This window comes from Pseudomonas sp. ICBG1301, from assembly GCF_016918385.1.
GTDB classification, from domain to species: Bacteria; Pseudomonadota; Gammaproteobacteria; order Pseudomonadales; family Pseudomonadaceae; genus Aquipseudomonas; species Aquipseudomonas palleroniana.
In genome coordinates, this window is sequence record NZ_JAEKGB010000004.1 from 12,946 (window position 1) to 35,011 (window position 22,066).

19 protein-coding genes are annotated in these 22,066 nt (G+C 60.5%); 11 read left to right on the forward strand and 8 right to left on the reverse strand.

Annotated elements, in window-relative coordinates; genetic code table 11:
- Window positions 1–105: 105 nt before the first annotated feature.
- From JBE38_RS10120 to JBE38_RS10160, 9 genes are all read left to right on the forward strand, one after another.
- Entirely contained in the window at window positions 106–1,413 is a 1,308-nt protein-coding gene (locus tag JBE38_RS10120) for a CitMHS family transporter (protein ID WP_060756470.1), read from the forward strand.
- A 64-nt stretch (window positions 1,414–1,477) separates the two neighbouring features.
- On the forward strand, window positions 1,478–2,245 hold the full coding sequence (locus tag JBE38_RS10125) for a TerC family protein (protein ID WP_060756471.1): 768 nt from the start codon (window positions 1,478–1,480) through the stop codon (window positions 2,243–2,245).
- Between the two features lie 212 nt (window positions 2,246–2,457).
- Entirely contained in the window at window positions 2,458–4,116 is a 1,659-nt protein-coding gene (locus JBE38_RS10130; protein ID WP_060756472.1) for a Na/Pi cotransporter family protein, read from the forward strand.
- A gap of 58 nt (window positions 4,117–4,174) precedes the next feature.
- Window positions 4,175–5,560, forward strand: a complete 1,386-nt coding sequence (locus JBE38_RS10135; protein WP_205344237.1) for a M16 family metallopeptidase — start codon at window positions 4,175–4,177, stop codon at window positions 5,558–5,560.
- Between the two features lie 68 nt (window positions 5,561–5,628).
- A complete protein-coding gene (locus JBE38_RS10140; protein ID WP_060756474.1) occupies window positions 5,629–6,660 on the forward strand; it encodes a DUF5924 family protein in 1,032 nt (343 codons plus the stop codon).
- 54 nt (window positions 6,661–6,714) lie between these two features.
- The gene (locus JBE38_RS10145; protein ID WP_060756475.1) at window positions 6,715–7,863 is read left to right on the forward strand and encodes an MlaE family ABC transporter permease; all 1,149 of its coding nucleotides are present in this window, start codon (window positions 6,715–6,717) and stop codon (window positions 7,861–7,863) included.
- The gene (locus JBE38_RS10150) at window positions 7,860–8,663 is read left to right on the forward strand and encodes an ABC transporter ATP-binding protein (protein WP_060756476.1); all 804 of its coding nucleotides are present in this window, start codon (window positions 7,860–7,862) and stop codon (window positions 8,661–8,663) included. Before JBE38_RS10145 ends, JBE38_RS10150 begins: the two co-directional genes overlap by 4 nt.
- Before the next feature lies 1 nt (window position 8,664).
- Window positions 8,665–9,603 (forward strand): MlaD family protein, encoded by a 939-nt coding sequence (locus JBE38_RS10155; protein ID WP_060756477.1) that lies wholly within the window; start codon window positions 8,665–8,667, stop codon window positions 9,601–9,603.
- Window positions 9,600–10,211: an ABC-type transport auxiliary lipoprotein family protein gene (locus tag JBE38_RS10160; protein WP_205344238.1), complete on the forward strand. Its 612-nt coding sequence runs from the start codon at window positions 9,600–9,602 to the stop codon at window positions 10,209–10,211. The genes JBE38_RS10155 and JBE38_RS10160 overlap by 4 nt, the downstream gene beginning before the upstream one ends.
- Before the next feature lie 93 nt (window positions 10,212–10,304).
- Here the strand turns inward: JBE38_RS10160 and JBE38_RS10165 are convergent, their stop codons facing one another.
- The 5 genes from JBE38_RS10165 to JBE38_RS10185 form a co-directional block, all read right to left on the reverse strand.
- Window positions 10,305–11,534, reverse strand: a complete 1,230-nt coding sequence (locus tag JBE38_RS10165; protein WP_060756479.1) for a nucleoside recognition domain-containing protein — start codon at window positions 11,532–11,534, stop codon at window positions 10,305–10,307.
- Between the two features lie 95 nt (window positions 11,535–11,629).
- Entirely contained in the window at window positions 11,630–12,961 is a 1,332-nt protein-coding gene (gltP, locus tag JBE38_RS10170) for a glutamate/aspartate:proton symporter GltP (protein ID WP_060756480.1), read from the reverse strand.
- Window positions 12,962–13,707: 746 nt separating this feature from the next.
- A complete protein-coding gene (locus JBE38_RS10175; protein WP_060756481.1) occupies window positions 13,708–14,175 on the reverse strand; it encodes an inhibitor of vertebrate lysozyme family protein in 468 nt (155 codons plus the stop codon).
- 2 nt (window positions 14,176–14,177) lie between these two features.
- Window positions 14,178–14,342 carry a DUF1328 domain-containing protein gene (locus JBE38_RS10180; protein ID WP_003170804.1) on the reverse strand — a complete coding sequence of 55 codons (165 nt, stop codon included), beginning with the start codon at window positions 14,340–14,342 and terminating at the stop codon, window positions 14,178–14,180.
- Window positions 14,343–14,420: 78 nt separating this feature from the next.
- Window positions 14,421–14,711, reverse strand: a complete 291-nt coding sequence (locus tag JBE38_RS10185; RefSeq protein WP_205344239.1) for a hypothetical protein — start codon at window positions 14,709–14,711, stop codon at window positions 14,421–14,423.
- A gap of 390 nt (window positions 14,712–15,101) precedes the next feature.
- Between JBE38_RS10185 and algB the strand changes: the two genes are divergently transcribed.
- The gene (gene algB, locus JBE38_RS10190; RefSeq protein WP_060756483.1) at window positions 15,102–16,448 is read left to right on the forward strand and encodes a sigma-54-dependent response regulator transcription factor AlgB; all 1,347 of its coding nucleotides are present in this window, start codon (window positions 15,102–15,104) and stop codon (window positions 16,446–16,448) included.
- Window positions 16,449–16,458: 10 nt separating this feature from the next.
- A complete protein-coding gene (locus JBE38_RS10195) occupies window positions 16,459–18,246 on the forward strand; it encodes an ATP-binding protein (RefSeq protein WP_090367699.1) in 1,788 nt (595 codons plus the stop codon).
- A 23-nt stretch (window positions 18,247–18,269) separates the two neighbouring features.
- Here the strand turns inward: JBE38_RS10195 and JBE38_RS10200 are convergent, their stop codons facing one another.
- The 3 genes from JBE38_RS10200 to JBE38_RS10210 form a co-directional block, all read right to left on the reverse strand.
- A complete protein-coding gene (locus JBE38_RS10200) occupies window positions 18,270–19,046 on the reverse strand; it encodes an N-acetylmuramoyl-L-alanine amidase (RefSeq protein WP_205344240.1) in 777 nt (258 codons plus the stop codon).
- An 88-nt stretch (window positions 19,047–19,134) separates the two neighbouring features.
- The gene (locus JBE38_RS10205; RefSeq protein ID WP_205344241.1) at window positions 19,135–21,183 is read right to left on the reverse strand and encodes a GGDEF domain-containing protein; all 2,049 of its coding nucleotides are present in this window, start codon (window positions 21,181–21,183) and stop codon (window positions 19,135–19,137) included.
- Window positions 21,180–22,058 (reverse strand): endonuclease/exonuclease/phosphatase family protein, encoded by an 879-nt coding sequence (locus JBE38_RS10210; RefSeq protein ID WP_090367703.1) that lies wholly within the window; start codon window positions 22,056–22,058, stop codon window positions 21,180–21,182. Before JBE38_RS10210 ends, JBE38_RS10205 begins: the two co-directional genes overlap by 4 nt.
- Window positions 22,059–22,066 lie beyond the last annotated feature (8 nt).

The window sequence follows — 22,066 nt, forward strand, 5'->3', positions numbered from 1 at the left end:
CCCGCCTGTTCAGCCCTACTCCCCCCGTACGCCTCGTGCTTTTCGTTCTGCGCTGACCCCACCCGGTTCGCCATTCCCTAGCCGCGCTACGCCTGGAGTTTCCCTATGCTGACTTTCCTTGGCTTTGCCATGGTCATTACGTTCATGTTCCTGATCATGACCAAGCGCCTGTCCGCGCTGATCGCCTTGATCATCGTACCGATCCTGTTCGCCTTGTTTGGTGGCTTTGCACCGGAGATAGGCCCGATGATGCTCGCGGGCATTACCAAGCTTGCGCCGACCGGCGTGATGCTGATGTTCGCCATTCTCTATTTTGCCCTGATGATCGACTCCGGCCTGTTCGACCCGGCCGTGCGCAAGATCCTCAAGATGGTCAAGGGCGACCCACTGAAAGTCTCGGTCGGCACCGCCGTCCTGGCCCTGGTGGTGTCCCTCGATGGTGACGGCGCCACCACTTACATGATTTGCGTGGCCGCCATGCTGCCGTTGTACCAGCGCATCGGCATGAGCCCGCGAATCATGGCCGGCTTGATCATCCTCGCCGGTGGCGTGATGAACATGACGCCTTGGGGCGGCCCGACCGCACGCGCCGCCAGCGCACTGCATGTGGACCCCTCGGACATCTTCGTGCCGATGATCCCGGCCATGGCCGCTGGTGTGGTTGCCATCCTGGTGATTGCCTACCTGTACGGCAAGCGTGAGCGTGCCCGCTTGGGTGAGCTGCATCTGCAGGGCGACGAGATCGACCACAGCGAGATCAGCGTCTCGCAATACCCGGACGCCCGCCGTCCGAAGTTGATCTGGTTCAACGGCGCGCTGACCTTCGCCCTGATGTGCACCCTGATCGCCGGCCTGCTGCCGCTGCCGGTGCTGTTCATGGTGGCGTTCAGTATCGCCATGATCGTCAACTACCCGTGCCTGCAACAGCAAAAGGATCGCGTAGCGGCCCACGCAGGAAGTGTGCTGGCGGTCGTCGGGCTGATCTTCGCCGCCGGTATCTTCACCGGCATCCTGTCCGGCACCGGCATGGTCGACGCCATGTCCAAGAGCCTGCTGGCGGTCATCCCGGATGCGCTGGGCCCTTACCTGGCGGTGATCACCGCTTTGGTGAGCATGCCGTTCACCTTCTTCATGTCCAACGATGCGTTCTACTACGGCGTACTGCCAGTACTCGCCGAAGCCGCCAGCCACTACGGCATCACCGCCGTGGAAATGGCCCGCGCCTCCATCGTTGGCCAGCCCGTGCACTTGCTGAGTCCGTTGGTACCCTCGACCTACCTGCTGGTGGCCCTGGCCGGCATCGAGTTTGGCGATCACCAGCGCTTCACCCTCAAGTGGGCAGTGCTGGTGTGCCTGTGCATAATGTTCGCCGCGTTGCTGATGGGGATTTTTCCGCTGTTCAGCACTCTATAACCGTAACAACCCCACCGCGCGGCGCGACAGCCGCGCGGTTTAACACTCGCTCAAAGGAATACACATGGAATGGCTGACCAATCCGGAAATCTGGATTGCCTTCTTCACCCTGACGGCCCTCGAGATCGTCCTGGGTATCGATAACATCATCATGATTTCGATCTTGGTCAGCCGCATGCCCAAGCATATGCAGGCCCGCACCCGGATCTTCGGCCTGGCTCTGGCCATGGTCACGCGAATCCTGTTGCTGCTGTCGATCACCTGGGTGATGCAACTCACCGCCGATCTGTTCGTGGTGTTTGGCCAAGGCATTTCCGGGCGCGACCTGATCCTGTTCTTCGGTGGCTTGTTCCTGTTGTGGAAAAGCTCCCAGGAGATGTACCACGCGCTCGAAGGCGAAGACGAAACTCACGACGAGCCCAAAGGTGCCGGTGGCAAGTTCATCTACACCATTATCCAGATCGCGATCATCGACATCGTGTTCTCCCTGGACTCGGTGATCACCGCCGTCGGCATGGTGTCCCATGTGCCGGTCATGGTGGCCGCGATCATCGTCGCCGTACTGGTGATGATGATGGCCGCCGGCACCATCAGCGAATTCATCGACAAGCACCCGTCGCTGAAAATGCTGGCGCTGTCGTTCCTGCTGGTGGTGGGTACAGTGCTGATCGCCGAATCCTTCGACGTGCACGTGCCAAAAGGCTACGTCTACTTCGCCATGGCGTTCTCGCTGGCGGTGGAAGCGATCAACATCAAGATGCGCACCGCCATTGCGAAAAAGAAGAAACAGCAGGAGCCGGTGAAACTGCGCAAGGACATTCCGGGTCAATGACCCGAGCCAGACAAAAAAAGAGGCTTTTTAAGCCTCTTTTTTTTCATCCACGAAAAGTCGATTTCATGACAGTTTTATTTCAAACCTCACTTTAGCTATGCGATGCTGGCGCAGAGCCCATTCGCCAACTACAGCTTAACTACAAGACGTAGAACGGCACGCGGCAACTTTCCTTCGCTCTTTTTGGAGCGCACCTATACGGGGGGCCGAGCATGCTGACCTTGCTCAATCTGCTTTCCGCCGTGACCCTGCTGATCTGGGGCACGCACATCGTCCGTACCGGCATCTTGCGGGTCTACGGTTCCAACTTGCGCCAAGTCATCGGGCAGAACATGTCCAAACGCTGGTTGGCGTTTGTCGCCGGGATCCTGGTGACGGCCATGGTGCAGAGCAGTAACGCCACGGCCATGCTGGTGACTTCGTTTGTCGGCCAGGGCTTGATGGGGTTGATGCCCGCCCTGGCAACCATGCTCGGCGCCGACGTCGGTACGGCGTTGATGGCGCGGGTGCTGACGTTCGATTTGTCCTGGCTTTCGCCGCTGTTGATTTTTCTCGGGGTGATTTTCTTCCTGTCGCGCAAACAGACGCGGGCAGGGCAGATGGGCCGTGTCGGCATCGGCCTGGGCCTGATCATTCTGGCGCTGCAATTGATTGTCGAAGCTGCTGGGCCGATTACCCATGCCCAGGGCGTCAAAGTCATCTTTGCCTCGCTGACCGGCGATATCTTGCTCGATGCCCTGGTCGGCGCCCTGTTCGCGATGATTTCCTACTCCAGCCTGGCCGCTGTGCTGCTGACCGCGACCCTGGCCGGTGCCGGGGTGATCGGCCTGCACGTGGCCATCGGCCTGGTGATCGGTGCCAACATCGGCAGCGGCGTGCTGGCCTTCCTCAGTACCAACATGCAGAACGCCGCCGGACGCCAGGTGGCCCTGGGCAGCCTGTTGTACAAACTCATCGGCCTGTTGCTGATCATTCCGATACTCGACCCCCTCGTACGCTGGATGGATGGTTTGGACTTCAGCACCCAGGGCATGGTCATCACCTTCCATCTGCTCTACAACGTCAGCCGCTGCTTGATCCTGCTGCCCAGCATCGGCCCGATGGCCCGTCTCTGCGCCTGGCTGCTGCCGGAACAGCCGGAGACCAATGGCAAAGCCAAGCCGCGCCATCTGGACCCGGCCGCCCTGGATACACCCAGCCTGGCCCTGGCCAACGCCGCCCGCGAAACCCTGCGCCTGGGCGACCTGATCGACAACATGCTCACCGCCATGCAAGAGGTGCTACGCGGCAAGCAGACCGCCATCACCCAGGAAATGCGCAGCCTCAGCGATGACGTCGAGGCGCTCTACAGCGCAATCAAGCTGTACCTCGCGCAAATGCCCCGCGAAGACCTCAGTGAACACGACAGCCGCCGTTGGGCCGAGATCATCGAGTTGTCGATCAACTTGAAACTGGCCGGCGACCTGATCGAACGCATGCTGCGCAAAGTCCAGCAGCAGAAAACCTCCCAGCGCCGGCAGTTTTCCGAAGTGGGCCTGGAAGAACTCACTGGCCTGCACGGCCAGTTGATCGCCAACCTGCGCCTGGGGCTGTCGGTATTCCTCAGCGCCGACCCGGAAAGTGCCCGGCAATTGCTGCGCGAGAAGCGCCGCTTTCGTGCCCAGGAACGGCGCTTGGCTCACGCCCATGTCAGCCGCCTGCAACGCAAGATCGTACAAAGCCTGGAGACCAGTTCCCTGCACCTGGAACTGATTGCCGACATGAAGCGCCTCAACTCGCTGTTTTGCAGCAGCGCTTATGTGGTGCTGGAAACCTCTGACACCGGTGCGCTCTCCACTGAAGATATTGCCGACATCACCCATTCGCCCTGAACGTACGATGGTGCGTGAAGTCAGTTAACAGTGGACCTCACCCGCCGGGAAGTTTGTTATGCGTCGCCTGTTATTCGCCTGCCTGCTCATGGGTTCGGCATATACCTTTGCCTTTGACCGCCTGCACGTCGAGGGCTACACCTTGCCCAACGGCCTGCAAGTGCTGCTCAAGCCGGGCACCGAACGCGGGCACGTGGCCATCCGCCTGGTGGTCGGTGTCGGCCTGGATGACTTCGGTTGTGAGGACAAAGAACTGCCGCACCTGCTCGAACACGTGCTCTTCAGCGGCATCGACGGCGCAGGCGAGGGTGACCTCGAAGACCGTATGCAAGCCTTGGGCGGCGAATGGAATGCCTATACCAGCAACGCCGACACCACCTTTGTGATCGAGGCGCCGGCACAAAACCAGCGCAAGGTGCTGGACCTGCTGCTGGCCATCATTACCCGCACCGAACTCACCGACGCGCACATCAATGCGGCCAAGCAAGTGGTCGAACGCGAAGACGGAGGCCATTACTCGCACCTGCAACGCTTGCTCGACCGCCAGGACCTGGGCCACAGCGCCAGCAATCAACTGGCTGTCGAACTGGGACTCAAATGCGCCGAACGGGCTCAGGTCAACCACCTGACCCGTAATCAGTTGCAAGCGCTGCGCAAAAATTGGTATGCCCCCAACAACATGACCCTGATCGTCGTCGGCGAGCTCGACAAGGTACTGCCGGCTTATCTGGAACGCACCTATGGTCAACTTGAGCCGGTGGAGCCGAGCGAGCATCGGCCGCTGCCGGAGATCCAGCACGCCGCCGCCAGCCACCGTGACTTGATCCACGGCTGGCTCGGTAACGGAGCCAAGTTGCACTGGCTGTTCCCGGAACCGGTGCTGGACGACCAGCACGATGAAACCTACGACCTGCTCAAGGACTACCTCGACTGGGCGTTGTACCGCCAACTGCGCCTCAAGCACGGTTTGTCCTATGGCCCCTGGAGTGAGCGCGAAGTGCTCGGCGGCGTAGGTTTCCTGAGCCTGAATGCCGACCTTGAACGGGGCGACCTCGGCGAAGCGGAACAGGTACTGCAAGACCTCAAGACGCAATTGCTCAAGGACGGCCTCGACCCGGCCACTTTCAGCCGCCTGCAACAAGCCGCCATCGCGCGCCAAGCCTGGGCCGTGCAGGGCAACAGCGAGTTGGCCGACTATTACTGGCGCGCATCGGGCGACTACGCCGACGGACACTTCAGCGACCCGGTCAAACGCATCAAGGCGGTTAACCTTGAGCAAACCAACCAGGCCATGCGCCAAGTATTCAACCAGCCGGGCTATTGGCGCATCGAAAAGCCGCTATTGAGCTATGACGCCCTGACGTGGATCGGTGCCGGCGTGCTGGGACTGATCGCCATGCTATTGATTGGCCTCAGGCTTTATCGCAAACGGATCACGCAATGAAGCACCGCACACCAGGCTAAGACGTTATTCTGTCCGGCGATTTTTCCTACTCCGACTGTGAACCGCCCATGCCAAACCTGCCGCCCCTTATCCAGCGAATCCTGGAGCTGATCAAGCGCTACCCCGGGGTGATCGCACTCGGCGGTTTTATCTCGGGCGTGTGCAGCTTCATTCTGGTGGATCGCCAGCAAGGCATGGCCAGTTGGATCGCGGTGATCATGCTAGTGAGCTGGCTGTGGCTGATGCTGGAGAACAGCTTTACCCAACTGTTTGCCAAAGTCTTCAACCGGGAAATCCCCGAGCCCCTGTTGCGCTACGCCACCCAGATGATCCATCAGGAGAGTCTGTTTTTTGTGTTGCCGTTTTTCTTTGTCACCACCACATGGAACAGCGGCCAATCGATCTTCACCGGTTTACTCGGCGCAGCGGCACTGGTGTCGATCACCGACCCGCTGTACTACAAGTGGCTGGCGCCCAAGCGCTCGCTGTTCCTCGCACTGCACACCTTGACCCTGTTCGCCGCGCTGCTCACTGCGCTGCCGATCATCCTGCACCTGACCACCGCCGAAAGTTACAAATTGGCCCTGGGCGTGGCCATGGCACTGTCGATCCCAAGCCTGGCCGCAAGCCTGCCGCTGCGCAGCGTCAAAGGCTGGGCGATGCTGCTGGGGGTGACGGCGGCCATTGGTTGCGCCGGCTGGTTCCTGCGCACCTGGGTGCCGCCGGCCACGTTGTGGATGACCGAGGTGGCTATCAGCACCCAACTGCAAGATCGCACGCCCGGCGATGACCTCAAGGAGGTCAACGCCGCCCAACTGCGCAGCGACGGGCTGTACGCCTATACCGCGATCAACGCGCCGCGCGGCCTGGATGAGCGGATCTATCATGTGTGGAAATTCAATGGCAAAGAGGTTGATCGCATTGCCCTGGATATCCACGGCGGGCGCAAGGAAGGCTATCGCGCCTGGACCCATAAGCAGAACTTCCCAGCGGATTCGGTGGGCCGCTGGCAAGTGCGCGTGCTGACCGAAGACGGGCAAGTCATCGGCGTGTTGCGCTTCAAAGTCACTGACACCGCACAAACGGACAACCCGAAGTAGGGCGGATCGTGCTATTACGTAGCAATTGTGGATAACCAGACAAGCTCGGAGCTTATGACCACCAGTACGACGGCCGGCGCAGCCCACCTCGATACGTCCACCACTCCGCCGTTACTCAGGATTACGGGGGACTGGACGCTTGCCCACTACGCCCACCTGAAAAAGCTGTCGAACACGCTCGACGGCCAATACGACGCCGGTGCCCACATCGACCTCAATGGCCTCGGCACTTTGGATACCGCCGGCGCATCGCTGCTGGTGGAACTGCTGGGCCCGGACCGTATCGAGCACTCCGCCGAGCGAGCCGATTGCAGCCTGTCCGCCGCCGACCGCGCCTTGCTCAAGACCGTCTACCACTCGTTGAATGATTTCTGCGTGCCGCTCAAGGAACCCGAAGAAGCCACCGGCATTCAACTGCTGGCCCGCATCGGCCGAGCGGTAGACACGGTGTGGCAGGACGCGATGAAACTGCTGGGTTTTATCGGCCTGATCCTCGAAACCTTCGCCCGTGGCATTTTGCGCCCCAAACGCTGGCGCCTGACGCCCATGGTGGCGCATATCGAACAAACCGGCCTTGACGCCGCGCCCATCGTGGCCCTGCTGACGTTTCTGGTGGGCGCCGTGGTGGCGTTCCTTGGGGCCACGGTGCTCAAAAGTTTCGGCGCGACGATATTTACCGTGGACCTGGTGGCCTTCTCATTTCTGCGCGAATTCGGCGTATTGCTCACCGCGATCCTGATCGCCGGCCGCACCGCCAGCGCCTTCACCGCGCAAATCGGCTCGATGAAGGCCAACGAAGAAATCGACGCCATCCGCACCCTGGGCCTGGACCCGATGGAACTGCTGGTCCTGCCTCGTGTGTTGGCGCTCTTGGTGGCGCTGCCGATGCTGACCTTCCTGGCGATGCTCTCGGGGATCATCGGTGGCGGCGTCGTGTGTGCGGTGGCGCTGGATATCTCGCCGGCGATGTTTCTCTCGCTGCTGCAATCGGACATCGGTGTGCAGCACTTTCTGGTGGGCATGGTGAAGGCACCGATCTTCGCCTTCCTGATCGCCGCCATCGGTTGCCTGGAAGGCTTCAAGGTCAGTGGCAGCGCCGAGTCGGTCGGCGCCCACACCACCTCCAGCGTGGTGCAATCGATTTTTGTCGTGATCGTGCTGGATGCGGTCGCGGCGATGTTTTTCATGGAGATGGGCTGGTGAGTCGTCTACACCGTGCGCCCACTGAGGCGGTCATTGAAGTACGCGGGCTGTGCAACCGCTTCGGCAGCCAGAGCGTGCACGAGAACCTCGACCTGGATCTGTATAAAGGCGAGATCCTTGCGGTGGTCGGTGGCTCCGGCAGCGGCAAGTCGGTGCTGTTGCGCAGCATCGTCGGCCTGCGCCGGCCCAACGAAGGCGAGGTGCGCGTGTTCGGCAAGAACCTGCCGAACCTGTCGGAACATGAACGCTCGCTGGTGGAACGGCGCTTTGGCGTGCTGTTCCAGAAGGGCGCGCTGTTTTCTTCGCTGACCGTCACCGAAAATGTCGCCCTGCCATTGATCGAACACGCCGGCCTCAGCCGCGCCGACGCCGAGCATCTGGCGGCGGTCAAACTGGCGCTGGCCGGGCTGCCGCTGTCGGCGGCCGACAAGTACCCGGCGTCACTGTCCGGCGGCATGATCAAACGCGCAGCCCTGGCCCGAGCGCTGGCGCTGGATCCGGACATCCTGTTTCTCGATGAACCCACCGCCGGCCTCGATCCGATCGGCGCGGCGCAATTCGACCAGTTGATCCTGACCCTGCGCGATGCCCTGGGCTTGAGCGTGTTCCTGGTCACCCACGACCTCGACACGCTATACACCATCACCGACCGCGTCGCGGTGCTGGCTCAGAAAAAAGTGCTGGTGGCGGACGCCATCGATATCGTCTCGGAAACGGACGACGCCTGGATTCACGAATATTTCCACGGCCCCCGTGGCCGCGCGGCGTTGGATGCCGCTCAATCGCTCAACGAGGTATGACATGGAAACCCGAGCCCATCATGTGATGATCGGTCTGTTCAGCGTAATCGTGGTGGTCGGCGCGATGCTATTTGGCCTGTGGCTGGCCAAGTCCAGCGTCGACAGCGCCTTCCAGGATTACGAGGTCGTGTTCAACGAGGCGGTCAGCGGCCTGTCACAAGGCAGCTCGGTGCAGTACAGCGGGATCAAGGTAGGGGATGTCACCAGCCTGCGCCTGGACCCCAAAGACCCCCGCCGCGTCCTCGCCCGCATCCGCCTGGCCGGGCAGACGCCGATCAAGGAAGACACCCAGGCCAAACTGGCCCTGACCGGTATCACCGGCACCTCGATCATCCAGCTCAGCGGCGGTACACCGCAAAGCCCAGTACTCAAGGGCAAGGACGGTAACCTGCCGGAAATCATCGCCTCACCGTCGCCCATCGCACGCCTGTTGAACAACAGCAACGACCTGATGACCAGCGTCAACCTGTTGCTGCACAACGCTAATCGCGTCTTCTCCGGCGAGAACGTCGAGCGCTTGAGCAAAACCCTGGACAACTTGCAGCAAACCACCGGTGCCATCGCCGACCAGCGCGGCGATATCAAAGTGGTGATGCAGCAGTTGCTGCAGGTGAGCAAGCAGGCCGGCGCCGCGCTGGAGCAAACCACCACGCTGATGCGTAGCGCCAACGGGCTGCTCAATGAGCAAGGCAAGCAAGCTTTCGGCAGCGCTGAGCAGGCGATGAAATCCCTCGAACAAAGCACCGCGACCCTCAACACCTTGCTGACCGACAACAAGGACTCGGTGAACAGCGGCATGCAGGGCCTCAACGAACTGGCACCGGCGGTGCGTGAACTGCGCGAAACCCTGGGTTCGCTGCGCGCCATCTCCCGTCGCCTGGAAGCCAACCCCAGTGGCTACTTGCTGGGCAGCGACAAGAACAAGGAGTTCACGCCATGAAGCGTGCTTACCAAATGATCGCCCCTCTTGCACTAGTGCTGGTCGGCGCGTGCTCGATCCTGCCCAAGGCCGACCCTTCGGACGTGTACCGTCTGGCCTCGACCCAGACAGCGACCCAAGGTGCAGCGGTCAGTTGGTCGCTGCGTATCGCCAAGCCGCAAACCAGCGAATTTCTCGACAGCCCACGCATTGCCGTGGTGCCTGATGGCAACCTGATCAGCAGCTATGCCAATTCACGCTGGAGCGACCCATCGCCCGTCTTGCTGCGCAATCGGTTCATGGACGGCTTCCAACGTGATGGACGGGTGACGCTGCTGAGTACCGATGAGACCAACTTGCAAGCCGACTATGAGCTGGGCGGGCAGTTGCAGGCGTTTCAGAGCGAATACCGGGGCGGGGCGGTGGAAGTGGTGATCCGTCTGGATGCGCGGCTGGTGCGCGGCAGTGATCAGCGGATCATCGCCAGCCGGCGATTTGAGGTGCACCAGCCGGTAAGTGATACCAAGGTGCCTGCGGTGGTTGCTGCATTCGGGCTGGCGGGAGACCAGTTGAACAGGCAGGTGGTGGATTGGGTGGTGGCGCAGGGCAATGCTACTGCGAAACGCTGAGGGCCTCATCGGGAGCAAGCCCCCTCCCACAGCTTGAATGTATTCACAGATCAAAATGTGGGAGGGGGCTTGCTCCCGATAGCGGTCTAAGGGTTAGCCAAAGAACCAGTAGCACACCGCAATAGCCGCCACCACACCGGCAAACTCCGCCAGCAACGCACACCCCACCGCATGCCTGGCTCGCTGGATGCCCACCGAGCCGAAGTACACCGCCAACACATAAAAGGTGGTTTCCGTACTGCCCTGGATCGTCGCCGCCACCAGCGCAGGAAAGCTGTCCACGCCCTTGGTCTGCATGGTCTCGATCAACAGCGCCCGCGCCGCGCTGCCGGAAAACGGCTTGACCATTGCGGTCGGCAGCGCGTCGACAAAGCGCGTGTCCATGCCCGTCCAGGCCACCACATGACGAATGCCTTCCAGGCCGAAGTCCAACGCTCCGGAGGCGCGCAGCACACCCACGGCGCAAAGCATCGCCACCAGGTACGGCAGCAGGTTCTTGGCCACGTCGAAGCCTTCCTTGGCGCCCTCGACAAACGCTTCGTACACCTTGACCTTGCGCAACGCACCGATTACCAGGAACAGCATGATCAGGCCAAACAGCGTCAGGTTGCCGAGGATCGAAGACAAGCTTGCCAACGCCGTGGCAGACAAGGTCGCCAGCAACGCCATGAAACCACCCAACACCAAGGCGCCGGGAATCAGGTAGGCCAGCACCACCGGGTCCCACAGGCGCAAGCGCTGCATGATCGCCACCGACAGCAGGCCGACGAGGGTCGAGGCGCTGGTGGCCAGCAGGATCGGCAGGAACACCAGCGTCGGGTCGGCGGCGCCTTGCTGGGCGCGGTACATGAAGATGGTCACCGGCAGCAGCGTCAGCGACGAAGCGTTGAGCACCAGGAACAGGATCTGTGCGTTACTTGCGGTGTTGGGGAGGGGGTTGAGTTCCTGCAGTGCCTTCATCGCCTTGAGGCCAATCGGCGTGGCGGCGTTGTCCAGGCCCAGGCCGTTGGCGGCGAAGTTCAGGGTGATCAAGCCAATGGCCGGATGGCCGGCGGGCACCTCGGGCATCAGGCGCCGAAACAGCGGGCCGAGGGCCTTGGCCAGCCAGTCGACGATGCCGGCTTTTTCAGCGATGCGCAAAAAACCCAACCACAGCGTCAAGGTGCCGAACAGCAGCACCATCACTTCCACCGACAGTTTGGCCATGGCGAAAATGCTTTCCACCATCGCCGCGAAAATCCCGGCGTTACCGCCGACCAGCCATTGCGCCAGTGCCGACACCATTGCCACGACAAAGAAGCCAAGCCACAGGCCATTGAGCATCAGATGAATCCCCCGAAAGATGGGGCGAATGATAGCGGGGCTGACAGAAACGACAAACCCCGGATTTCCCGGGGTTGGTTCAGATCACATTGCTATCAGCTACGGCTGGTCTCGCCGATCACCGAGGCTGTCTTGCTGCGCCAGTGCGGCAGGGAGTTCCAGTAGCGCTCACCCTTGGCGTCGTCGTACATGCCTTCCCAACGGGAGATGACCAATACGGCCAAGGCGTTGCCAATGACGTTGAGTGCGGTACGCGCCATGTCCATGATGCGGTCGACACCGGCGATGAACGCCAGGCCTTCCAGCGGAATACCCACACTGCCCAGGGTGGCCAACAGCACGACGAAGGACACACCCGGCACGCCGGCGATACCTTTGGAGGTGACCATCAGGGTCAGCACCAGCATCAGCTGCTGGCCGACCGACAGGTCGATGCCGTACAGCTGGGCGATAAAGATCGCCGCGATGCTCTGGTACAGCGTCGAACCGTCGAGGTTGAACGAGTAGCCGGTCGGCACCACAAAGCTGCAGATCGCTTTCGGCGCGCCGTAGGCTTCCATCTTTTCGATCACGCGTGGCAGCACGGTCTCGGAACTGGCAGTGGAGTAGGCCAGTACCAGCTCATCCTTGAAGATGCGGATCAGCTTGAGGATCGAGAAGCCAAACAGACGAGCGATCAGGCCCAGCACCGCAAAGGCGAAGAACAGGATGGCGACGTAGACCAGGATCACCAGCTTGGCCAGCGGCAGCAAGGAAGCAAAGCCGAAGTTCGCGACCGTCACCGCGATCAGTGCAAAGACGCCGATCGGGGCGTACTTCATGATCATGTGGGTGACTTTGAACATGCTCTCGGAGACGCCCTGGAACATTGTCACCAGCGGCTCGCGCAGCTCAGGCTTGAGGCTCGACAAACCCAGGCCGAACAGCACCGAGAAGAAAATGATCGGCAGCATTTCGCCACGGGCTACGGCGGCAAAGATGTTCGATGGAATCAGGTTGAGAATAGTCTCGATGAACGCATGCTCATGCTGCACTTCAGCTGCCGTGGCGGTGTACTTGGAGATATCGACAGTGCCCAGGGTGCTCATGTCGATACCCGCGCCCGGGTGGAACAGGTTGGCCAACAGCAGGCCGACCACGATGGCAATGGTGGTGACGATTTCGAAGTAAAGGATGGTTTTGACACCAATCCGGCCGAGCTTTTTCGCGTCACCGACCCCGGCAATGCCGACGATCAGCGAGGAAATCACAATCGGGATCACGATCATCTTGATCAGGCGGATAAAGATATCGCCCGCCGGCTGCAACACATTGCTGATCCACCAGGCTTTTTCAGCACTGAAATGGTTGAGCACTGCACCGATTGCGATCCCCAGCACCAAACCGATGAGGATCTGCCAGGCGAGGCTTAGCTTTGCCTTCTTCATGTCATTACCCTTACTTCAAGTGGACTTAAGGCGAATGCGCCAGCTGGAACGCTCGAAAGCGAAAAAGTGTGAGCATCGGCCTCCATGGAAGGTCACCGCAGCGTGGCCGAAATGGCTTACTGGCAGGCGAAAAAAGGCGCAACTATTCCGATGCAAGGGAGCGACGTCTAATGCCGTAAACGCCTACCCTATGCCGAATCGGCATGAGTTTTTTTGATAATAACTGTCCGAATGGTCAGTTCAAATGCGACATATTGTCTGGCAAATATGCCGTGAACCTGCCAAACCCGGCTCGCTCAGAGATGCTGGACGACTTTCAGGCGGTGGCGCAATTGCCCGGAAAATCCATGACCTAGCGCCAGAAGTGTCCTATGGCGCGGCAAAAAATTTCTCGATAGATGGTCACGCCGACATACCCAGTAATGGTTAGTCAGCAGCGAAAGAGAAAATAGTTGCTATGCGCGGTATGCGAAGAGCGGCATGCGAGGCGGATGATGAGAGTCATAAGCTCGCCGCAAGTTCAGCAAGCAAAAAAACACTTGTGAACTTGCGTCGCAGCTTTTCGCCTGACCCGGCCCTCGCGCAGGCACTCCCTGTGCCCGTAGGTCACGCCGATCTCGATCGATCAGAGCAACCCGGCCCCCTGGTCATGCATCGCCCTTGGCGAGCGATGCAGACAGAAAGAAGCGCAGTGGCTTCTTTCTATGGATGCAGGTTTCGTAGACGCGGCAAGCGTCAGACGCAACCTAGTACCAATTCGGATCTTTCTTGAGCTGCTCCATCAGCAGCTTTTGCATGCCTTCATCCGGCTTGCCAAGGAAACGGTAGTCCGCGTGGCGTGTCGGCGACTTGTCCGCCGGCAACCCGGCCGGTACCTGTACCAACATGGCGTAGGCGTGCTTCTTGTCATAACTGAACGCGACGATCAGACGTTTGCTGCGACAGGTATCGGCGGTCTCGCAAAGCGGCCCCACCAAGTACTTGTCGCCATCCTCTTCGACGGCATTCATCTGCTCAGCCGCGCCCGACAAGTTCATGACCCATTCCGGCAGGCGCTCTTCTTTCTTCACCACGCCTTGCCAGGTCTCACGAAACTGCGAGTCGGAACTCAGCAACTCGTTGGCCCGGGATTGGCCGTCATTGGCGGCCATTGCCCAGCTACTGCCGCCCAGAAGCAGGACGGCAGCCAAGGTTTTAAAGGACGAAGTGGTCATAGTCAGCCTCGGCCGCGACGACCAAAGAAGAACGAAGCGATGAACATCACCAGGAAAACCACGAACAGGATCTTGGCGATACCCGTAGCGGTGCCCGCGATACCACCGAAGCCCAAGACGGCAGCCACAATGGCGATGATCAGAAATGTGATAGCCCAACTCAACATGGTGATTCTCCTTACGCTTCTATAGGGGTAACAGGGGTATTACCGTGCAGCCGCTCAACAAGAACGACCTTTTCTTGCCTAGAACACCCAACGTTCTTGGACGGGCAGTTCGCCCAGGGTGGAATCCTGATCGACCACTCTCAATTGCGGAGCCGTCAAGTTGCCAAGAGAACGGCTCTCAAGAGAAGAGAAATGGGTCTGGGTCATGATCGGACGTTCAAACTGAGGGACTTGCTGCTGATGACTCTGCTGCCAAGCCTGCATTTGCTGCCCGACAATCAACGTGACCATCAGCGCCAGGCTGGCAAAAAGACCTTGCTGCAAACGCAGGGACGAAATACGCAGTTGGCTGAGGTGTTGACGAGTCATGCTGTATTTCTCCCGCATTCTGATTATTCGTTCATGACACTGTTGGGAGAGTTATTGCAGAGTGCATGCCAGTTTTTTTAAACAAAAAAACTCAATAAAATCAGAATGTTAGGACTTTGCTTTGAAGGCGCCGCCCAGCATCCTGCACGATGCCCTGCCCAGGGCCGTGCGAATTGCACGATAGCCAATGGTCGGGTAAAGGGATCGAAAGCCTTCATCGAGTTGCCGAAGTGGCACGAAGGCATGAATACGCCACCAATCAGCGGGTTTGTAGGAAGGCGCGCAGATAGCTGCACGAAGATGCTTTTTATGAATCAGAATGAACCATGCAACTTGCCCGATTATTCCGGGACTAACCACCATCATTCATAGTTAAGGAGCGCGGGACAGATGGAATCAGCCAAGGAACTTCAAGGCCGCATTCTTTTAGTGGATGACGAATCCGCAATCCTGCGCACGTTCAGATACTGCCTGGAAGACGAGGGCTACACCGTAGCCACAGCCAACAGCGCCGCCCAAGCCGATGCCTTGATGCAACGCCAAGTGTTCGACCTGTGTTTCCTCGACCTGCGTCTGGGCGAGGACAACGGCCTGGATGTACTGGCCCAGATGCGCATCCAGGCACCGTGGATGCGTGTGGTGATCGTCACCGCGCATTCGGCCGTGGATACCGCCGTGGACGCCATCCAGGCCGGTGCCGCCGATTATCTGGTCAAGCCATGCAGTCCTGACCAATTGCGCTTGGCCACGGCCAAGCAGTTGGAAGTGCGCCAATTGTCGGCACGCCTGGAGGCGCTGGAAGGCGAAGTGCGCCAACCCAAGGACGGCCTCGACTCTCACAGCCCCTCCATGATGGTGGTGCTGGAAACCGCACGCCAAGTGGCGGGTACCGACGCCAATATCCTGATCCTGGGCGAGTCCGGTACCGGTAAAGGTGAATTGGCCCGCGCCATTCATGGTTGGAGCAAGCGCGCGAAAAAATCCTGCGTCACCATCAATTGCCCGTCTTTGACAGCGGAGTTGATGGAGAGCGAGCTGTTCGGCCACAGCCGCGGTGCGTTTACCGGCGCCAGCGAGAGCACATTGGGCCGGGTCAACCAGGCCGATGGCGGTACGCTTTTTCTCGACGAGATCGGCGACTTTCCACTCACGTTGCAACCCAAGTTACTGCGCTTTATCCAGGACAAAGAGTACGAGCGTGTCGGCGACCCGGTGACCCGACGGGCCGATGTGCGCATCCTCGCAGCCACCAACTTGAACCTGGAAGACATGGTGCGCGACGGCCGCTTCCGGGAAGACTTGCTCTACCGCCTCAACGTCATCACCCTGCACCTGCCGCCGCTGCGCGAACGCAGTGAAGACATCCTGACCCTGGCCGACCGTTTCCTGGCGCGGTTCGTGAAGGAGTACGCACGGCCCGCCCGAGGGTTCAGTGATCAGGCACGCGAAGCGCTGCTCAACTATCGCTGGCCGGGCAATATCCGTGAGCTGCGCAACGTGGTGGAGCGGGCCAGCATCATATGCCCTCAGGAGAAGGTCGAGATCAGCCATCTCGGCATGGCTGAACAGCCGACCAACAATGCGCCACGCATCGGCGCGGCGCTGAGCCTGGACGAGCTAGAGAAAGCGCATATCGGCGCTGTGCTCGCCACCAGCGACACCCTGGACCAGGCGGCACGCACGCTGGGCATCGACGCGTCGACCCTGTACCGCAAACGCAAACAGTACAACCTGTGAAACACACCCTATGAAGCTTGCGATGAAACTGCGTACTCGGTTGTTCCTGAGTATCTCAGCGCTGATCAGCGTCGCCCTGCTGGGGTTGATCCTGGGCCTGGTCAGCGTCATGCAAATGGCCAAGACCCAGGAGTCATTGATCCGCAGCAGCTTCATCAACCTGGAACTGGGGCTCAAGCTGCGCCAGAGCCTGGGCGACCAGTTGATCATGATGCTGGAAAAGCCGCCTGACACGCAGGCGTTGCAAGCCTCCAAGCAACACTATTTCGAACTGCTGGACCAGGGCATCGCCCATGAACAGCAAAACGGTCGCGGCAATGGCTTCAGCCAGGCGCGCATCGACTACCAGAACCTGCTGGAAGCGTTTGACAAATCCCAGCAGCCATCGCCGCCGCCCGGCAGCAGAGAACAACTCACCGAAGCCTTCAACGTGTTGCGCAACGGCCTGATTGTCGATCATAAGCAGGCTCTGGAAAACATCAGCAACAGTGAACACGAGTCCCGGGAACGCGCGCTGGTGATCTCCGGCCTGCTCGGGCTGGTCGGGCTTGCGGTGCTGATCATCGGTTTCATCACGGCACATGGCATCGCTCGACGCTTCGGCGGGCCTATCGAAGCGCTGGCTAAAGCCGCCGACAGGATCGGGCAGGGCGACTTTGAAGTCACCCTGCCCATCTCCTCAGCAGCAGAGATGAACCAGCTGACGCGCCGCTTCGGCATCATGGCCGAAGCATTGCGCCAGCATCAGGCGACCAATGTCGACGAGCTGCTGGCCGGTCAGCAACGCCTGCAAGCGGTGCTCGACAGTATTGATGACGGCCTGCTGATGATTGACCGCCAAGGCTGCCTGGAACACCTCAACCCCGTGGCACAGCGCCAGTTGGGGTGGGACGAGGAACGCCTCGGCCAAGGCCTGGGCGAGGCTCTCGCACGCCCGGAAATGGATGAACAACTGCAACTGGTGCTGCGCGGCGGCAATCTGGAGCGAGCACCGGAGGATCTAGAGGTGGAAGTCGAAGGCGAGTTGCGCCTGCTGACCTACAGCCTGACCCCGGTGAGCCATACTCAGGGGCATATTCTCGGAGCGGTGATGGTGCTGCACGACGTTACGGAGCAGCGCGCCTTTGAGCGAGTGCGCAGCGAGTTTGTCCTGCGCGCCTCCCATGAGTTACGCACGCCGGTGACCGGCATGCACATGGCCTTCGGCTTGTTTCGCGAGCGCGCAAAGTTTCCTGAAGAGTCCCGGGAAGCGGACTTGCTGGATACGGTCAACGAAGAAATGCAGCGCCTGATGCAGTTGATCAACGACTTGCTGAATTTTTCGCGTTACCAGAATGGCCTGCAGAAACTCACTCTGGCGCCGTGCGATATCACGGACTTGCTGGAGCACGCCCAAGCGCGGTTTGCGGAACCGGCGAATGCACAACACATCGAGTTGCTGGTTGAAGCCCAAGCCGATTTGCCGCGACTGCACGCTGACCAGGCCCAACTGGAGCGCGTGCTCGACAATCTGCTGGCCAATGCCCTGCGCCATACCGCCGAAGGCGGGCAGATTCGCCTGCAGGCCCGTCGCCATGGCGAACGAGTGATTATCAGCGTGGAGGATAACGGCGAAGGTATCGCGTACGGCCAACAGGGACGCATCTTCGAACCTTTCGTACAAGTGGGCCGCAAGAAAGGCGGCGCCGGCCTTGGGCTGGCGCTGTGCAAGGAGATCGTGCAATTGCACGGGGGCCGAATGGGTGTGTACTCACGGCCAGGGCAGGGCACGCAGTTCTACATGGCACTGCCCTTGTAAGCGAGCATTTACCCGCCTGGCGATCAGCGATGGTTCAACGCACTCAGGATCGCAGCACTTTCGGCATCCGGCGTGCCGTCAAACAGCGATGGCCTGAAATGCATCTGGAAAGCCGCTATTACATGGCGCGTGGCGACATCCAGCTCGCCGGTTTGAGGCGTCTGGTAGCCCAGGCGCGCCAGCTCTTCCTGGAACCAGGCCACGCTCGGCAACTGCGCTACATACTGCGCCTGGAAACGAGCCACTGCCTGCGCGTCCGGCCAGACTCCCAACCCTTCAGCCGCCAACCGCTTCCACGGAAACAGTGGGCCTGGATCAAGCTTGCGCAGCGGCGCGATATCGCTGTGACCGATGATGTGCTTAGGGTCAATTCCGTTGCGCTTGCTGATGTCTTTCAACAGCACGATGAGTGACTGTACCTGCGCCTCGGAGTACGGGTACCAGACGCGGCCCGTCGGGGTGTCGCGATACCCCGGGTTGACGATTTCGATACCGATGGAACTGGAGTTGAGCCAGGTGCGCCCCAACCACTCGCTCTCGCCTGCATGCCAGGCCCGCTGGCTCTCATCCACCAACTTGTAGATAGTGCCCGAGGCATCGTTACCAATCAGGTAATGGCTGCTGACCTGGCCGTGGGTCAACAGGGCCAAGGAACGCTCAAGGTTGGCGGAGGTGTAATGGACGATGACGAACTGTATGCGGTTGTCGTGGTTCGCCGAAGGGTGGCTGGTATCGAGACGGGGGCCGCTTGCACAGCCGGCGAGTAGTAGAAACACAAAAGCGATGTACAGGGATTTCATGGCAGATCACGTTACACTGAAGACGATAATGCAACAGTGTAACGTATGAAGGGTAGCGCGGCGGTCAAATCACAAAATGGAACATCTTTTAAGCCGCCAGCACCTTGTTACGTCCCGCCGCCTTGGCCCGGTACAACGCCTCGTCAGCACGCTTGAGCGCTAGATCACTACGCTCACCCGGCAGAAACTGCGCCACGCCCATGGACACCGTGATCGTCACCGGCTCGCCTTTGAAGTGGAACGGACACGCTTCAATCGCCGCACGCAGCACCTCACCCACGGCCAAGGCATCGGCCAGCAATGAGTCAGGCATCAGCAACACAAACTCCTCGCCACCAAAACGCGCAATAAAATCGCTTGGCCGCAGGCGCTTGCTCAGCACGTTGGCGATGATCTTCAAGACTTTGTCACCGGCCAGGTGCCCATAACCGTCGTTGATGCGCTTGAAATGGTCCAGGTCCAGTATCGCCAGCGACAAGCTGTTGCCGCGCTGGTGCCAGGCATTGACCTCCTGATCCAGGCGCTCACTCCAGGCGGCGCGGTTAGGCAGGCCGGTGAGCGGGTCAATCAAGGCTTTCTGACGCTGCACCTCCAGGTGTTCGCGATAGCCTTGAGCTTCCTGCTCCATGCTCGCAACCCGCTCAGCCAAGCCCTTCAAACGCGCCGCCACTTCCTGTTCACGCTGGTCGCGCTGCTGCTGATGCTCATCCATGGTGCCGAGCAAACCTTCAAGATGGCTTTCCAGCACCTGCTTGAGGCTGTTCAGGTCGGACGCTTCCTGTACGCTGCTTTGCAAGCCATCGACCTGTTCACGAATCTGCGTATCCAATTCGCGCGCGGCCGAACGGCTATCGGCGTGGCCGTCACTGGCAACCTGCAAATGGCCTTGAAACGCTTCGAGACGCTCGTTGAGCTGCTTGAGATAAGCCTCGAACTCATGCTGGCCGCTGTCGGTGATCGCCAGCATCAACACCGCCAGGTCATCCAGGATCGGCAGCAGCTCGTACCAGTTCAAACCATTGGCCAGACGCTCGCGCATGGCCTCGGCCTGGGGCCGGTGGCGTTCGGGCAGGTCAAGGTCTTCCAGCAAGCCGAGCAAAGTGCTTTCGATATGTTTGGCGACCGAGCTGTAGGACGGCTCGGGCGAGTCGGGCAGGGCGTAGACGCCGTCCGCTTGCAACGCATCAGGGTCGGGTTCGGCGCTGTCCAGCACAGGCGGGAGCGACAGGCTGCCGATGGTCGTTGCCTCCACTCTGTCGACCTGCACCTCGGGCGCTTCGATAAAAGCGGCGAGCGCACTCTCGGATGCCGGCGCCTCCAGAGTTGGCTCCGGCTCCTCAACGTCAGGGGCTTCGACAGGTGGGGCAGCGGCCACCGACTGCGCAGGGGCTTCGAAGACAAACGTTTCGCTGGCGACCTGGGCCTGCGCAACGGGCACAACGGGTTCAGGCGGCGACGCCGTCGGCGCTGATGGCGCTGGCTCGAATGCCCGCAACGCTTCGGCCAGCACCTCGGACTGCGCCGGCTCCTGAGGCTCGGGCGCAGACTTTGGCGCCACCGGCTGCGGCGTAGCTGTAGGAACCGGTTCGCCGGCTTCGGTTGCAGCATCTTTACTGCCGAACAGGCGCTGCAGCAGACCCGGCCCTGAACGGGGGTTTTCGCTGTCCGGCTCCAGGTTGTCCAGTGCCTGCCCTTGTAGACTACTGAGCTCACTCAGGAGCAACGGTATCTCCCGCGCCTGCCCGACACGACCATCGAGTTGCTTGGCGAAGGCTTTCAGCGGGCGGGCCACTTCACGGGGCAGCGGTAACTTCTGCAACTGCGCGACCAGTGCCGTGAGCGCAGTGCTGATCTGGTCAACCCGGGTTTCGCGGCGCTGCTCTGAATCCAGCACGGCTTTTTCCAGACGCGGCAGCAAGGCGGCGAGGGCGGCATCCATGTCGTCGCTGCGCACGATGTCGCGCATTTCCTTCATGCATTGATCGACTGCGCGGTCCGTTCCTTCAGCGGCCAGCGTGCTGCGTACCAGCCCACGGCGCAGCAGGTCGAGGCGGGCAGCCCAGCGGCGTTCGAGCTTGTCTTGTTGCTCGATGCTCTTGAGGTATTTCTCTTTCCAGCGCTGGGCGTCGTCGCTCATGCAAGGGGTCCGCTGGTGCCTGGGCTCAACGCGGGCAATGCATCTGCCGTGAGCGAACCCGGCAGACGAATCTCGACCGCGACCGGCAGGTGGTCGGAAATGGGCTGCGCCAAAACCTGCACACTTTCGAGCGTGAGGGTAGGGCTCAGCAGGATATGATCCAGACAGCGTTGCGGGCGCCAACTGGGGAACGTGGCTTCGACTTGCGGCGCCAGTAACCCAAGGTCACGCAACGGGGAATTCTGCAACAGGTCATTGGCATGGGTGTTCATGTCACCCATCAGCACCTGATGCTTGTAGTTGCCAATCAGCTCACGCACGTAGGCAAGCTGGAGGTTGCGCGTACGCCCTCCGAGCGCCAGGTGCATCATCACCACCACCAGGGCTTCGGGGCCTTCGCCGAAGCGCACCAGAATCGCCCCACGCCCTTTGGGGCCTGGCAATGGATGGTCTTCGATGGCAGTTGGCTTCAGGCGGCTGAGCACACCATTACTGTGCTGTGCCAGGCGCCCGAGGTTGCGATTGAGTTGCTGATACCAGTAGGGGAAGGCCCCCAACTGAGCCAGGTGCTCCACCTGATTGATGTAGCCGGAGCGAATGCTGCCGCCATCGACTTCCTGCAAGGCGACCAGATCGAAGTCGTTGAGCAGGTTGCCGATTTTTTGCAGGTTGCCGGCCCGCCCGTTATGCGGCAGCAGATGCTGCCAGCCACGGGTAAGGTAGTGGCGGTACTTCTCGGTACTGATGCCCACCTGAATATTGAAACTGAGCAGGCGCAAGCGACTGTCAGCCGGCAAGCCCGTGGACTCCAGATGATGCTCGTTGACCCGCGGCTCATGCAGGCCTACGACACGTTCGGTACCCCGGCGGCGCATGGTGAGCC